This is a genomic window from Rossellomorea arthrocnemi, from assembly GCF_904424705.1.
GTDB lineage: Bacteria > Bacillota > Bacilli > Bacillales > Bacillaceae_B > Rossellomorea > Rossellomorea arthrocnemi.
This window is the reverse complement of the sequence record NZ_CAJGBF010000007.1, coordinates 1-13,820: the sequence shown is the minus strand read 5'-3', so window position 1 is coordinate 13,820 and position 13,820 is coordinate 1. Positions and strand designations below refer to the sequence as shown.

Sequence of the window (13,820 nt, the reverse complement as noted above, 5' to 3'; positions counted from 1 at the left end):
GGACGGACCCCGGGCATTCCAGCCCGGGGTCCGTCCCTCACAAAATGGTTAATTCAGTTGTCCTTTGTAGGTGAGGTCTTTGAGGTCCAAATGGTTGTAGTGGCCTTGAAGTATTTTTTGAATGTCTGCGATGGTTTGCTGTATCGGTACGCTTTGGCCTTTAACCTTAGTGAATTCCTCTGCTACGAAGAATGGCTGGCTCAAGTATGCTTCGAGTCTCTCTCCTATTTGAAAAATCTCAAAATCTGCTTCCGGAATTTTATCCTTACCGATTGTGTTCATCAGAACGCGAATTTCTTTATATCGTCTTAATACTTTCTTTGCCCTCTTGTGCGTCGTTGTGTGGCTGGAATCCAACGCATCATCTTCCAGCAAAACGGATGTGGACTGCACTGGATGGATAGCCGGATACATCCCCCGGGTAGCCAAATCTATATCAAAATAACAGAGGGTATCAAGTGGACCGAACGGGTCATCTTCATCCACAGCTTCCCCGCTTGGGTCGAATAATATTGTGGTGATGTCCGCATAATCCTCTGCTTCGAATCGCTCTCTTAATTCATACAACTCCCCTGACACGATATATGAACGGTCAACATACAACAGAATGCTTCCCTTGTCATCTACCAGGGAAACCTCTGCAAAGGCATCTTCGATCGTATGGCATTTTGCATTCACGAATTCTTCAAGATCACTTAAACCCGGATAGGTTTTATCCGGAGTTAATAAAATCGCATGGTAACCTTTCTCTTTCAACCCTTGGGTCATTTCAGCCAAAACGACAAATTGACCAACCTGAGATCTCGCAACGAATCCGTTGGTTCCTCCGTGAACAATGGGCGCAAATACATCAAGCGGTTTAATCCCGGTTTCAATCATACTTAATTTCCCTCCTTGAATAATTAATTCATCCAGCGTGCAATTCGCCAGGTTTGCAAGCGTCACAATCGTTTTCACTTCTGCACGGGCGACTGAAATCTTCCCTGTACATAAATTGGATACTGTCGCCGGCCTCAACCCCACGGTTTTAGCAGCAGTTGTCAGATTTGGTACACGCTTACGCAACAAAGACACATTTAACCTTAGATGATCTTTCATGATAAATATCCCCTCCTTACTTTATAAAGTAATATATTTTACTTTTAAAAGCAAGATTTTTTTGGTTTATAACGTAATTTTTTTACTCCATAAAGTAAAAACGCAACAAATTATCCCTCTTTGTCTTATATATCAATCTAAATTCCTACAATTTTATTGTCCTAAATATACAAGGTCATACCTATAATAAAAGATAAGAATCTTTTCAATAAAAGGATGAAAGTGGATGAAAAATACGAATCTCAAACTGCCTGAATCTATGAAAAAACAGCGCATCATTATCATCTTGATAACGATCGCTTTCTTTGTCTCCTTTTCCATCATTGTTTATTGGCTGCCTGTTGAAAAGGTCATGCCACCCCCTTTCTTGGCAAAAGGGAATGAGCGTCCCCTTGTCATCGCCCACCAGGGGGGGAAGCTTCTTGCACCTGGAAATACCATTGAAGCGTTCCAAAATGCCGTTGATTTGGGGGCAGACGTAATCGAAACGGACATACATATAACCAAAGACGGCCATTTGGTCACGATTCATGATCCTACAGTTGATGCGACAACGAATGGACGGGGATTGGTAGAAAACTACACATTGAAAGACCTCCAACGACTCGATGCGGCATACTATTTTCAGGACCTCAAGGGAGAATTCTCCTTTCGAGGGAAACATATATACGTCCCAACCTTGGAGGAAGTGTTTCAACGGTTTCCGAATATGAGAATCAACATTGAAGTAAAAGACGACAATCCAGAAGAACGGACAGAGGAAATCGTACAGAAATTAATGAAACTTATAGAAGAATACGATATGGAGGAAAAAGTCCTCATTGCTTCGTTCGACCAAAACATTATTAATTTATTTGAAACATACTCTAAAGGGCGGGTTGCCACTCAAGGGGGGAAACAGGAAGCGAAAAAATTCGTCATTCTCCACAAACTATTTCTAAGAAACCTTTATCAATCAAAAGTCGATGCCTTTCAGCTTCCAATTCAAGAGGGAAATCTTGACCTGACACAGCCGATTCTGCTCTCTGGAGCCCACCGCATCGGCCTCCATGTCCATTATTGGACCATTAACGATCAAGAGACCATGGAAAAACTCATTAACATCGGTGCCGACGGGATCATTACAGATAGACCTGATTTATTATTGGACATACTGGAGAGAAAATAATTTAAATTATTTCAACAATTTCCATGACTTTTTTCACAAGGATGTTTCCTTAAAATATATTTGCTATAAAACTAGCGCGTACTGGCTGATTACAGCGGGAGGTCTTCACTTCTTCCCCTAGGAATCTTGTGTATGAATCAACACTTGTATTGATTAATCACTAAAATCCACAAATGAATTACAAATATAGTTGTAATACCGATACTATTGACCTATATAACTATTTGTCAATCTCTGTTACGCTTAATTTAAGTCAAATGACGAAAGAAGAATAAATATGACAGTAAATGTGTTTTTAGACGATTATCGACACTGTCCTCAAGGGTACATTCTCGCCAAGGATATTGATGAATGTATTGACCTGCTTTTAAATTTTTCTATCGCTCATCTCTCACTGGATCACGACTTAGAGAGCAAGACCCGTAATGGCTTAATGCTCGTCCACTACATGGTGGAAAAGCAGTTGTTTGCAGAAAGAATCACGATTCATTCCGCAAACTCTGTTGCTGGAAAAAAGATGTTCAAGTATTTAAAAGAGGCACAGAACGATCGGAAGATGCCTCAGTCAATCACCATTCTTTTGCGGCCTTTACCTCTAAGATGAGTTAACTTATATAAAGAACTGTTCCCTGAACAGTTCTTTTTTTGTCAATTTATTTAATTTGGTTTTTTCTTACTTTATAATGGGTACACAGTCTTTTGTTAAAGAGGGGTAAATCATGGGTTTTCTGAAAAAATTTCAATTTGTCGGGGGAAGGATTGCTAAAACAGGCATTGCCGTTTTTCTAACAGCCTTTATTTGTGAGGTGATGAACTGGCCGGCGACGTTTGCTGTTATTACCGCCATCGTCACGATTGAACCAACTGCAGCCAATTCGATCAAAAAAGCATTTATTCGTTTTCCTGCTTCTGCTATAGGGGCCCTATTTGCCGTGATCATCACTCACACATTAGGAGACCACGCCGTTACCTATGCACTGGTCGCACTCCTGACGATTATAACCTGCCATAAGCTTCATCTCGGTGCAGGGATTTTGGTGGCTACATTAACGGGAATCGCCATGATCCCAACGATACATGATCATTATGTAGCGACATTTTTCATTCGTCTTGGAACGACTACAATTGGCCTGATTGTATCGACTTTAGTAAACCTGTGGATTCTCCCGCCTAAATATGCCAGCACGATTTCAACCAACATCCATAACCTCTATTTCAAAACGGGCAACTTGTTAGAGAAAAGGGGCTCTGAGGTCCTTCAGAACCACTCCTTGCACAGGGAGACGAAACTGATATTCAATGATATTTTAAGAGAAATTGAAACAACGGATACCCTTTGCGATTACCAGAAAGAAGAATGGAAGCTTCATCGCTCAAACCGTCAGGAATTGCGTTGTTTTAATTATGAATATAAAAAACTTAACCTTTTAAGACAAATCCTTTTCCATATCGGAAACCTGATCTATCTTCCGGTTCAATCTGCTTTCAATGAAGACGAAAAAGAACGAATCATGGATGCAACACTAAGCTTAAAAGGGATTATGCACCACCCCTCGTTTCATATACCGGAACAGCATTTCACCCTAATGAAGAATCTGCTGGAAGAATTCTGGGAAGATCATGAAGGGCACCATATGAAACCGTTCCAATCCATGAAGCATCACTTCTCTTGTGAAACCGTCATGCTATATGAATTATTATCCATTCACGACCTCATTGAAGAACTGAGTGAAATTCACACCCTGGAAGCTCAGCATCAGAATGTACTGGAAAAAACATTGCATCCTGAATGATCCCCAAAACACTAAAAGGGTATGGACTTCTTTGTCTATACCCTCTTTGTTTTTCAGCGTTTATTTTAATGCATTATTCGCTAACATCCCAATGACCATATCATCCATAGGGGGATTATGGAGACCCGCTCTCACATCACGGTAATACCGTTGCATTGGATTTGAACGGAAAAGGCTCTGTGACCCTACAATTCTCATGGCTGTGTCTACGATATGAAAAACACTGTTCGTGACCACATGCTTGACAGAAGCAAGCTCAGAAGCCATGTCTGCCCGTTTTGCCGGCTCCCTTACCCACTTATCCGCTACTGAATATAGAATCTGTCTTGCCTTAAACAGCTCTAATTCAATTTCACCGATTTTCCGTTGGACTTCAGGAACATCCTTAATCGGACCAGGCAGACTGTTCGGGGAATAGTCTTTCGCAAACTGGATGGCATAGTTACGTGCCGCAACCGCCGCACCTATATAGCAGGCGGGTATATGAAGCAGCCATGCCTTAGGAAGGACATTCCCGATAGATGTGGTGCTGTCCCTCTCTACAAGGGAAGAAGCCGGTAACCGGACATTTGTAAGGACGAGGTCATCACTTCCCGTTCCCTTCATAGAAATCGTATCCCAAGTCTCCTCGACGCTTACCCCTTCCATACTATGATTCACGAGGAAGAAGCCTTTCTCCTCAGTGTCACCGATCACGGCCGATACTAAGGAATAGTCCAGGACTCGCGCCATGGAAGTAAAGGATTTCCTGCCGGTTACCATCCATCCGTCCTCTGTTTTCACCGCCTTGGTTTGAGGCAGTCCCCCACGGGTGGGACTACCCGTTGCCGGTTCTGTTGCCGCACGGTTAATGAGCGCATTGTTTGTTACGATCTCTTCACAAAGTTCCTTGAAGATTCCTTCATCCCATGTCCGGGTTTCCGTAACCTCCATCAATCCACCCAAATGCCAGCCGATGGATAATGCCGTAGCGGCATCCCCTGTAGCAAGCCTCTCCTGAATCATCACAAGCTCATACAGGGTGATCTCTTCTCCCCCATATTCTTTCGGCAGAGATAGTTTTCCATATCCACTCTTTTTAAGGTCGTTGAAATTTTCATAAGGGAACCTATCCTCCCTGTCGTAAACTTCCCCCCGTTTAGAAAATGCATCAGCCAGCTCTCCTGCTAAATCAACCAGCTTCTTTTGGCGTTCATTTTGTATAAATGGTTTATATAAATCCAATGATACAGCACCTCCCATTGATTGAATGACGTTTCTCTTCTCCCTTTATCATAATCAACTTCATTGTTGGACTCAAAGATATTGTTTACTAATCTTATCGGATTACATTTTACCTTTATCCGTATAATTATTTTTCCCATTAACCACTCTATAGGTAAGATCAATCATCATCAGTAAGGGGGGAATCATCTTGAGTCAAAAAAGAAATAAACGTTACATATTGATATTGATGCTCATTTCTTGGGCATTTCTCTTATTGGCAGGAAAAGAGACGTTAAAAAGATATTTACCCGCTTCAATGTTCATGTCACTCCTTGTGTATTCTGAAAATGTGCTGGCGGAGAAAATAAAATGGTGGACCATCAAAACAAGGCTTTTCCCAAATGTGAATGGTATAATGCCCTTTGTCATCGGAGTTTTCCTGACAGGCTCAGTATGGATTCTGAAATACTCTTACAAAAACATATATCTTTATGTATTCGTCAATATTCTGGTTGATTCATTCTTTACATACCCTTTTTACTCCCTTTTCAAGAAGTTCGGTGTATGGAAGTTGACTCATCTAAAGCAATACCAGCTATCCGCTCTGTTTTTCATAAAATCATTACTTATGTATGCTTTTCAGAAATATATCGGGGATTGGCTTTATTCTAAAAGCAATGGCTCCCTTTCATAAAATGAATAGTAAAACAAAGAAACCTGCTGCCACCTAGGCAACAGGTTTCTTTCTATAAATTAAGATGCATTTTCTTTATCTTCAACCTTATACTCCTGCTCCCAGAACTCTGCATTTTTGATGCCGAGTTTTTTAGAATTGAAGACTGGATCAAGACCTTGCTTCTTCTGTTCCTCATAATCTTTCAATGTTTTAAGAGCTGGTTTGGCCAGGATGAGTATCGCGATCAAGTTCAGCCATACCATAAGCCCAAGGCCAATGTCGCCTAATGCCCACGCAAGGGCTGCTTCTCTTACTGCTCCATAGAATGTGGCACCAAGAAGAACCACCTTCAAGACCCCCATGGCCACCTTGGAGTTCTTACCTCTCAATAAGTAAGCAACATTCGTTTCTGCCATATAGTAATAAGCCATGATCGTTGTAAAAGCAAAGAAGAATAAGGCAATTGCAACGAAAGAGGCTCCAAACCCCGGGATGACTGACTCAATGGCCGCCTGTGTATACCCGGGTCCCGCTTCGATCCCATCTAAATTGTTCGCAAGCATCGTTCCATCAGGCCCTTCTGTATTGAAGGATCCCGTGAACAAGATCATGAATGCCGTTGCCGTACAAACAAGTAGAGTATCGATATACACTGAGAAAGCTTGAACCAATCCTTGTTTAGCAGGATGGGATACCTCTGCAGCCGCTGCCGCATGGGGTCCGGTCCCTTGACCTGCTTCATTTGAATAGATTCCGCGTTTCACTCCCCATGATACGGCCATACCGATAATCCCACCGAATATTGAATCGGCTCCGAATGCACTTTTGAAAATAAGAGCAAAAACAGCCGGGATTTCAGCAATATTCATTCCTACAATAATGAGCGAAAGAAGAATATAAGCAATTGCCATGAATGGTACCACATAAGAAGCTACTCCCGCGATCCGCTTCACTCCACCAAAAATGATAACCCCAATTAACACGACAAGACCTAATCCCGTTACCGTAGTGTTAAGACCAAATGCATTTTCAAGTCCTAATGCAATGGAGTTTGACTGAATCCCCGGCATTAAGATACTCATTGCAAGCAAAGTTGCAAATGAAAATAATACGGCGTACCACTTCCAGCCGATTCCTTTTTCAATGTAATAAGCAGGTCCACCTCGGTATTCCCCGTCCTGCTTTACTTTATAGATCTGAGCAAGCGTTGATTCAATAAAGGCACTGCTGGCACCGATAAAAGCAATCGTCCACATCCAGAAGACAGCTCCCGGACCACCGAATGCAATTGCCGTAGCCGTACCGGCGATGTTCCCTGTTCCGACACGTCCGGATAATGAAAGAGCCAAAGCCTGGAAGGACGAAACCCCTGCACTGGAGCTTCCACCCTTAAACATTTGAACCACCATATCCTTAATCAAACGGACCTGCAAAAACTTCGTTAAAATAGAAAATAATAAGCCTACTCCCAAACAAAAGTAAATCATGACAGGAGACCAGAGTATTCCTACCAACTTGCCAACGAATTCTTCCACGGCATTTCCCCCTTTTTCTTTATAAAAATTTTCTAACTATTAAGAATTATATTTTATCCGACACAATATAGACAATCTTTTTTTATGACGAATTTTTTATAATCGTAGAAAAACCCTTATATGACAAGTCTTTATAGTCATAAAAAAAATTTAGGGCAACCTAAAAAAAGAGGTGATAAAATGGCAAAAAGAAAAATTCTTGTACCTGAGTCACGTGTTGCAATGGATCAGCTGAAAGCGAAAGTATCCGGTACCCGAGATCCAAACGAAGCCAAATATGAAATCGCAAAAGAACAAGGCATTCCTCTTCAAAAGGGGTACAATGGCAAATTAACGTCTGAACAAGCAGGGAAAGTCGGAGGAGCCATTGGCGGGAACATGGTGAAAGAGCTTGTAAAAATGGCACAGGCTAATCTATCAAAAAAATGATCACTAAAAGTTAAAGAAAAATCCGAACGATCACTCGAAATTCTTTTATGAAAATCGAAGTCGTTCGGATTTTTAATAAAGCACATTGTTGTTGATTGGTTCGCAAGAGGAAGACTCCTGAGGGAAAGTAAAAAAGGAAAGGACTTTGACCAGGGGCGACAAGCATAAGACGAGACTACCGGAATGGCAGATAGGCTTGACTTATGACCTCGAGCCCACTAAGCCCTGTAGCTGAACAACTCGAGGGCAGGAGGAGACTCACGGGCTACCTGAGGAAAGGGTAGTCTTGCACGGAATCGGGCGGCGGTGTAACCATTAATTCAAAAGACTATTTTATATGCATGGTTCGGCTTTAGAATGTATCGATTTAGTTATGTCCCAGCCTCTTTTCGCTGTGTTTAAGTATTTTTTTCAAATGGTCAAGATCTTTATAGATATCTTTTTCAAGCGAACGATTATAGAAAATCGACGCTGGATGATAGGTTGGGAAAATGGAGTAGGTGTGTTCACTCCATGTCCATTCATTTGAATCAAGATCCTTCAACTTCCTGACCTTGGAATGGATCAACCTGCCATGTACTTCCGAAATCGTATAGTTCCTCCCCAACAATCTTTGTAATCCTATATTCCCCAACGTGACAAGCTGTTTCGGCTTCACATGCTCAAGTTCATAATCCAATATCGGTGCATGGGCAAACTGTTCTTTAAGAGTCGGTGCCCTGTTATATTTCTTTTCGATCAGTTCATCGTCCCTGGATTTCTTTTGTACGATTTTGTAAGGTCTGCTTCTGACAGTAGAGGTAAAATAAATATCCTCTCTCTCTACACCTACGTAATGAAAGAACTGATCGAGGACCTTCCCTGCATGACCGCTGAACGGCATTCCATTATGAATTTCGGTTTCTCCCGGCGCCTCCCCCACGATCATGATGGCAGGACACATCGGTCCCCTCCCATACACAAACCCTTCACATGCATAGGGTTGCATCCTCTTCTTGCAAAGATCGACCAGTGTTTCCGGTATCACAGGCATCATTCCTCATTTCTTGTTATTTTCGTTATTCCCGATGAGCTTATGATCTACACATCCCCATGTTTATTTCATCATAAGAAAAGGAATAGTATGGGTAAATGATTCAATAAAGGAGATGAATTGTGTGTCACAAGCTGAACTGAAACAACAAATTCTAAAGGTGCTTGACGATAGTAAAGTGGGCACCCTGGCGACTGTGAAAAATAATAAGCCTCATTCCCGCTATATGACGTTCTCACATGACGACCTGATTTTATATACCCCTACGAGCAATGAAACGCATAAAACCGATGAAATAGAAGATAACCCGAATGTCCATATCCTCCTTGGCTATGAAGGGGAAGGCTACGGGGATACCTTCGTAGAAATCGAAGGACGCGCATCCATTGAAGACTCTCCCCACTACAAAGAAAAATTATGGAACGACCATATGAAGAGATGGTTTGAAGGTCCGGACGACCCGAATTACATCATCCTGAAGATCCAGCCTACTGCCATCCGCTTGATGAATGATGAAGAAGACTCGCCGCAGTCCCTTGAATTATAAAGGTTTGCCTAAATGTTTCGCCATGCAATAACTATGTTGATTGGAGCGGAAAGCGGAACTCAACCACTGGTCACTCCAGTCAATATAATTTCATTTCTTAAAAAAACTTGACATAACATACTCGAGATGATATATTTAGTTATTGTAATCTTGTAACATAATAATTTGAAACGATAGAGAAGATAATTCGTAATTCTATTCTGTTTTGATTTAACAACTTATTCACACTGGATCGGCTTCGGAGCCGTTAGGATGTAAGAGAGGTAGGGCTTACGTCGTTTAGGTATATCAAACGACTCAAGGAATTGCCCGCGGCTGTTTATTATCTGCAAACAACGTTCAAGATATAAATATATTACTTGTGATGTTGCAAGTTACAGAATTGCCTTTATCCGATTAAGGGCAATACCAAAGGGATCGCTAACGGGATGATTAGCCCCTTTATAAGGAAAAACACCTCAAAAGAATCGACTTTTGAGGTGTTTTTTTATGTTCCTGAATGAATTTCTCCGCTCTCTTCACCTGTTTATTTCAAAATTGTAAATTCCCATGCATATTCATACCGATCTATCAGCTGCTCTCCTTCAACTGGCTATGATACAAAGCATGGTAAAATCCCTTCTGCTTAAGAAGTTCTTCATGAGATCCCCTTTCAATGATCCTGCCTTGTTCAAGGACCAGGATTTGATCAGACTGACGGATGGTGTTAAGACGGTGTGCGACTACTACGCTCGTTCGACCCGTCATCAATCGTTTGAGGGCTTCTTGAATCTTCAGCTCTGTAATTGTGTCGATACTGCTCGTCGCTTCGTCAAGGATCAGAATGGACGGATTGGAAAGGATCGCCCTCGCAATGGACAATAGTTGCTTCTGTCCCTGACTGATCCCGCTTCCATCAGCCCGCAACATGGTGTCGTAGCCCCCTGGCATCTTTTCGATAAAGGTATGGGCGTTGGCGAGCTTTGCCGCATCCCTTACCTCTTCATCGCTTGCATCGAGTCTGCCATAACGGATATTGTCTGAGATCGTCCCCTGGAACAGGAAACTATCCTGGAGAACGAAGCCCATCTGCTGACGTAAGCTTTTTCGTTTAATGGTCTGAATATCCCGGCCATCGATCTCTATACTCCCTTCGTTCAGCTCATAAAAACGGGACAGGAGATTGGTGATTGTCGTTTTTCCCGCTCCTGTCGGTCCAACCAGGGCAACGGTCTCACCCGGTCGTATGGAAAAGGTTACATCCTCGAGCGTCCGCTCTCCTTTTTCGTAAGAGAACGAAACTTGTTGAAACTCAATCTTTCCTTCGACGGAATTGATTTCTACAGCATTTCCTTCATCCTTCGCTTCTTCCTCTTCGTCTAAAATTTGAAACACACGCTCGGCTCCGGCAATCGCTGAGAGCAGGGTATTATACTGATTGGCGAGCTCATTCAATGGACGCGTGAACTGCCTGGCATACTCAGCGAAGATGACGATGACTCCGATCGTGATCATTCCGTTAAGGGCGAAAATCCCTCCGACTCCGGCAATGACGGCAAAGCTGAGATTATTCAATACATTCATAAGCTTCGGGATGAATCCCGAGTAAGTATCCGCCCAATACGCAGCCGTCCTCAGCCGTTGATTTTTTTCACCGAAATCATTGATCGCCGTTTCTTCACGGGAAAAGGTCTTGATGATGCTGTGGCCTGAGATCGTCTCTTCAATATACCCGTTCAACTCACCGATATTCTGCTGGTATTGTTTAAATAATCGACCTGTCCGTTTCGTGATCCACTTCATACCAAGGTACATCAGAGGAACAATGGTCAGGGTAATCAGGGTCAGCAGCGGGCTGAGCCAAAGCATAATCGAGACAGTCCCTACTAAAGTAAGGATACTGGATATGATCTGGATAAACGAGCTATTCAAGGTCGCACTCACATTATCAATATCATTGGTCACCCTGCTCATCAACTCGCCATGTTTCCGTTTATCAAAGAAAGGGATGGAGAGTTGATGCAATTGATGGAAGAGATCTTTCCGTAACCGGTAGACCGTATCCTGGGCAACGCCGATCATCCAATAATTCTGGAACCATACGGAAAGAGAATGCAGGATATACACTCCGATCAAGCCTACAACAAGCCGGAACAAGCCTGTTGCTTCCTTCGTGACGATATATTCATCAATCGCTTTCCCTACCAGGAACGGTCCCAGAAGCGCAGCTGACGAACTAATGAACACCATTAAAATGACAAGATACAAAATCACCTTCATTTTGGAAAGGTAGTTCCACAGTCGCCGCAATGTCCCTTTTGTATCTTCAGCCTTGTCGTTTTTCCCCAATTTTTTTCGAACATGCCTAGACATGATGGATTTCCCCCTCTCCGAATTGAGACTGGTAAATGCGCTGATAGAGGACGGAATCTTCTAACAAGGACTGATGCGTCCCCTCTCCGATCAATACACCATCTTCTAAAAGCAGAATACGGTCCGATTCCATCGCCGTACTGACTTTTTGAGTGACGATCATGGTTGTACACTCATATTGGTTCAATGCATGAAGGAGTCTCGACTCTGTTGTTAAATCCAATGCACTCGTACTGTCATCCAGTAAAAGGATCTTCGGTTTTCGGATAAGGGCCCTGGCAATCGACAGCCTCTGTTTCTGTCCCCCTGAAAGATTGACCCCTTTTTGACCAAGGACAGTATCATATCCGTTGGCAAGATTCAGGATCGTTTCATGAATTTGGGCATCCATTGCCGCTTGGATCATTTCTTCCCTTGTAGCATCTTCCTTCCCCCATAGAAGGTTTTCAGAAACAGATCCGGAAAACAGGATAACTTCTTGTGGGACGTATCCTATATTCTTTCTTATTTCTTCCAAAGGAATGGACCGGATGGGTTGTCCATCCAATTGAACAGTCCCCACCGTTGCATCGTAAAGACGGGGGATGAGCTGAAACAGGGAGGTTTTACCGGATCCCGTAGCCCCTAATATAGAAACGGTTTCGCCTGCCCCCACTTTAAATGATATCTCTTGGAGCACATGTTTCCGGGTGAAGGGATATTGAAACGAAACATCTTTAAACACAATCTCTCCTTCCGTCACTTTGTTGTTCTGATCTACTTCCTCACCATCCTTCAAATCGATCTCCGCAGCGAATACTTCCTCTACCCTCTCTGCCGAAGCCCTTGCTCTTGAAAAACTAGTGATGATAAATGAGAAAATGGAAAAAACAGAAGAGATTCTTGTTACATATGTGACGATTGCCACCACTTCCCCAACCTTCGCTCCTCCTGCGGCAACATCTATACTACCGAACCATAAAACGGAGAGGAGGGCCATGTTCATCACAAGCATCAGCAGAGGCATAATGATTTCCATGAAACGAAGGGCTTTGGCCGTTCGATCCTTCAAATCTTCATTCGCACTATGAAAACGACCTTCTTCAAATTCACTTCGCGTATAAGCTTTAATCAATCTCATACCCGAGAGGTTTTCCTTCATAACTTCATTTACTCTATCAAGCCTTGACTGAACTCTTTCAAACAGGCTCCATCCCCGTTTCAGAACCCATAACAAAAACAACCATAATACTGGAATCACGATGACTAATACAAGGGCAAGCCGGGCATCGACGATCAGTGCCATGATGGTCGATCCCACTACAAGCAATGGCGCCCTGAGCATGATCCGAAGACTCATGAAGATCGTATTTTGCAGCTGCCTTACATCATTTGTCATCCGTGTGATGAGAGAAGATGCGGGAAGCTTACTAAAACTTGCAAAAGAAAACGACTGGACCTTCTTATACAAACTCTCCCGCACATCATAGCCAAACCCCTGACTCGTATGAGCAGCGAAAAATGAATTCGTCACACCTGATAAAAAGGCAATGAGGGACATACCCACCATGACGAATCCCCATTTCAATACGATATCCAAGTCCTTATTAAGGATTCCTTCATCGATGATCCGTGCCATGAACAACGGATTCAATAGTTCTACAGCAAGCTCTACCAGCATTAAACTCCAGGCAATTGCCATGGCGGCACGATATGGCTTTAAGAAACGTGTGACCTTCAAGCGAACACCCCTCTAAACAAATCTCTTCCATTATTTATATGTATCATCATATCGTTTTTTTATTCTGGGTGGTAGTCGTAAGTACCGGCCCTGCCCTCCGGATACCATGTTACCAAAAAAGAGACCACGACGTTTCGGTGGCTAACCCCAAAAGTTAGAGTTTTGTTATGCAGCTGATTGGATGGACTGAGTTCGGTATTCGACTGGACTTAGTCCATCCAATTTTTCTTTTGAACGTTCATGATTGTACCAGTGGATATATT

General features: G+C 42.7%; 13 protein-coding genes. 6 read left to right on the top strand and 7 right to left on the bottom strand.

The window, feature by feature from the left end:
• Nucleotides 1-48 precede the first annotated feature (48 nt).
• The gene (locus tag BAA9072_RS11315; protein ID WP_201714791.1) at nucleotides 49-1,098 is read right to left on the bottom strand and encodes an ATP synthase beta subunit C-terminal domain-containing protein; all 1,050 of its coding nucleotides are present in this window, start codon (nucleotides 1,096-1,098) and stop codon (nucleotides 49-51) included.
• 226 nt (nucleotides 1,099-1,324) lie between these two features.
• Between BAA9072_RS11315 and BAA9072_RS11310 the strand changes: the two genes are divergently transcribed.
• From BAA9072_RS11310 to BAA9072_RS11300, 3 genes are all read left to right on the top strand, one after another.
• The gene (locus BAA9072_RS11310; protein ID WP_201714790.1) at nucleotides 1,325-2,266 is read left to right on the top strand and encodes a glycerophosphodiester phosphodiesterase; all 942 of its coding nucleotides are present in this window, start codon (nucleotides 1,325-1,327) and stop codon (nucleotides 2,264-2,266) included.
• Nucleotides 2,267-2,543: 277 nt separating this feature from the next.
• On the top strand, nucleotides 2,544-2,870 hold the full coding sequence (locus tag BAA9072_RS11305) for a cyclic-phosphate processing receiver domain-containing protein (RefSeq protein ID WP_201714789.1): 327 nt from the start codon (nucleotides 2,544-2,546) through the stop codon (nucleotides 2,868-2,870).
• 115 nt (nucleotides 2,871-2,985) lie between these two features.
• Nucleotides 2,986-4,059, top strand: a complete 1,074-nt coding sequence (locus tag BAA9072_RS11300; RefSeq protein WP_201714788.1) for an aromatic acid exporter family protein — start codon at nucleotides 2,986-2,988, stop codon at nucleotides 4,057-4,059.
• A 60-nt stretch (nucleotides 4,060-4,119) separates the two neighbouring features.
• Here BAA9072_RS11300 and BAA9072_RS11295 read toward each other — a convergent pair whose 3' ends face one another.
• Nucleotides 4,120-5,283 carry an acyl-CoA dehydrogenase family protein gene (locus tag BAA9072_RS11295; protein ID WP_330999286.1) on the bottom strand — a complete coding sequence of 388 codons (1,164 nt, stop codon included), beginning with the start codon at nucleotides 5,281-5,283 and terminating at the stop codon, nucleotides 4,120-4,122.
• A 190-nt stretch (nucleotides 5,284-5,473) separates the two neighbouring features.
• On the opposite strand from BAA9072_RS11295, the gene BAA9072_RS11290 reads away from it, so the two are divergent.
• Nucleotides 5,474-5,959 carry a hypothetical protein gene (locus tag BAA9072_RS11290; RefSeq protein WP_230980834.1) on the top strand — a complete coding sequence of 162 codons (486 nt, stop codon included), beginning with the start codon at nucleotides 5,474-5,476 and terminating at the stop codon, nucleotides 5,957-5,959.
• Nucleotides 5,960-6,018: 59 nt separating this feature from the next.
• On the opposite strand, the gene BAA9072_RS11285 is transcribed toward BAA9072_RS11290, so the two are convergent.
• The gene (locus BAA9072_RS11285) at nucleotides 6,019-7,476 is read right to left on the bottom strand and encodes an alanine/glycine:cation symporter family protein (RefSeq protein ID WP_201714786.1); all 1,458 of its coding nucleotides are present in this window, start codon (nucleotides 7,474-7,476) and stop codon (nucleotides 6,019-6,021) included.
• 180 nt (nucleotides 7,477-7,656) lie between these two features.
• Here BAA9072_RS11285 and BAA9072_RS11280 point away from each other — a divergent pair, with 180 nt between their 5' ends.
• The gene (locus tag BAA9072_RS11280) at nucleotides 7,657-7,905 is read left to right on the top strand and encodes an alpha/beta-type small acid-soluble spore protein (RefSeq protein WP_201714785.1); all 249 of its coding nucleotides are present in this window, start codon (nucleotides 7,657-7,659) and stop codon (nucleotides 7,903-7,905) included.
• Between the two features lie 367 nt (nucleotides 7,906-8,272).
• Here BAA9072_RS11280 and BAA9072_RS11275 read toward each other — a convergent pair whose 3' ends face one another.
• The gene (locus BAA9072_RS11275) at nucleotides 8,273-8,941 is read right to left on the bottom strand and encodes a uracil-DNA glycosylase (RefSeq protein WP_408015232.1); all 669 of its coding nucleotides are present in this window, start codon (nucleotides 8,939-8,941) and stop codon (nucleotides 8,273-8,275) included.
• 121 nt (nucleotides 8,942-9,062) lie between these two features.
• Between BAA9072_RS11275 and BAA9072_RS11270 the strand changes: the two genes are divergently transcribed.
• Nucleotides 9,063-9,485, top strand: a complete 423-nt coding sequence (locus tag BAA9072_RS11270; protein WP_201714784.1) for a pyridoxamine 5'-phosphate oxidase family protein — start codon at nucleotides 9,063-9,065, stop codon at nucleotides 9,483-9,485.
• Between the two features lie 570 nt (nucleotides 9,486-10,055).
• On the opposite strand, the gene BAA9072_RS11265 is transcribed toward BAA9072_RS11270, so the two are convergent.
• From BAA9072_RS11265 to BAA9072_RS11255, 3 genes are all read right to left on the bottom strand, one after another.
• Entirely contained in the window at nucleotides 10,056-11,837 is a 1,782-nt protein-coding gene (locus tag BAA9072_RS11265; RefSeq protein WP_201714783.1) for an ABC transporter ATP-binding protein, read from the bottom strand.
• Complete coding sequence (locus BAA9072_RS11260; RefSeq protein ID WP_201714939.1) at nucleotides 11,830-13,518, bottom strand: ABC transporter ATP-binding protein; 1,689 nt, start codon at nucleotides 13,516-13,518, stop codon at nucleotides 11,830-11,832. The genes BAA9072_RS11265 and BAA9072_RS11260 overlap by 8 nt, the downstream gene beginning before the upstream one ends.
• 204 nt (nucleotides 13,519-13,722) lie before the next feature.
• The coding region (locus tag BAA9072_RS11255; RefSeq protein WP_201714309.1) for an IS3 family transposase at nucleotides 13,723-13,820 on the bottom strand (98 nt) is incomplete at its 5' end.

Bases quoted from the DNA above. Each gene is read 5' to 3' on its own strand.
- BAA9072_RS11315 (WP_201714791.1), bottom strand. From the start codon at position 1,098: ATGAAAGATCATCTAAGGTTAAATGTGTCTTTGTTGCGTAAGCGTGTA.
- BAA9072_RS11310 (WP_201714790.1), top strand. From the start codon at position 1,325: ATGAAAAATACGAATCTCAAACTGCCTGAATCTATGAAAAAACAGCGC.
- BAA9072_RS11305 (WP_201714789.1), top strand. From the start codon at position 2,544: ATGACAGTAAATGTGTTTTTAGACGATTATCGACACTGTCCTCAAGGG.
- BAA9072_RS11300 (WP_201714788.1), top strand. From the start codon at position 2,986: ATGGGTTTTCTGAAAAAATTTCAATTTGTCGGGGGAAGGATTGCTAAA.
- BAA9072_RS11280 (WP_201714785.1), top strand. From the start codon at position 7,657: ATGGCAAAAAGAAAAATTCTTGTACCTGAGTCACGTGTTGCAATGGAT.
- BAA9072_RS11275 (WP_408015232.1), bottom strand. From the start codon at position 8,941: ATGATGCCTGTGATACCGGAAACACTGGTCGATCTTTGCAAGAAGAGG.
- BAA9072_RS11265 (WP_201714783.1), bottom strand. From the start codon at position 11,837: ATGTCTAGGCATGTTCGAAAAAAATTGGGGAAAAACGACAAGGCTGAA.
- BAA9072_RS11260 (WP_201714939.1), bottom strand. From the start codon at position 13,518: ATGGCAATTGCCTGGAGTTTAATGCTGGTAGAGCTTGCTGTAGAACTA.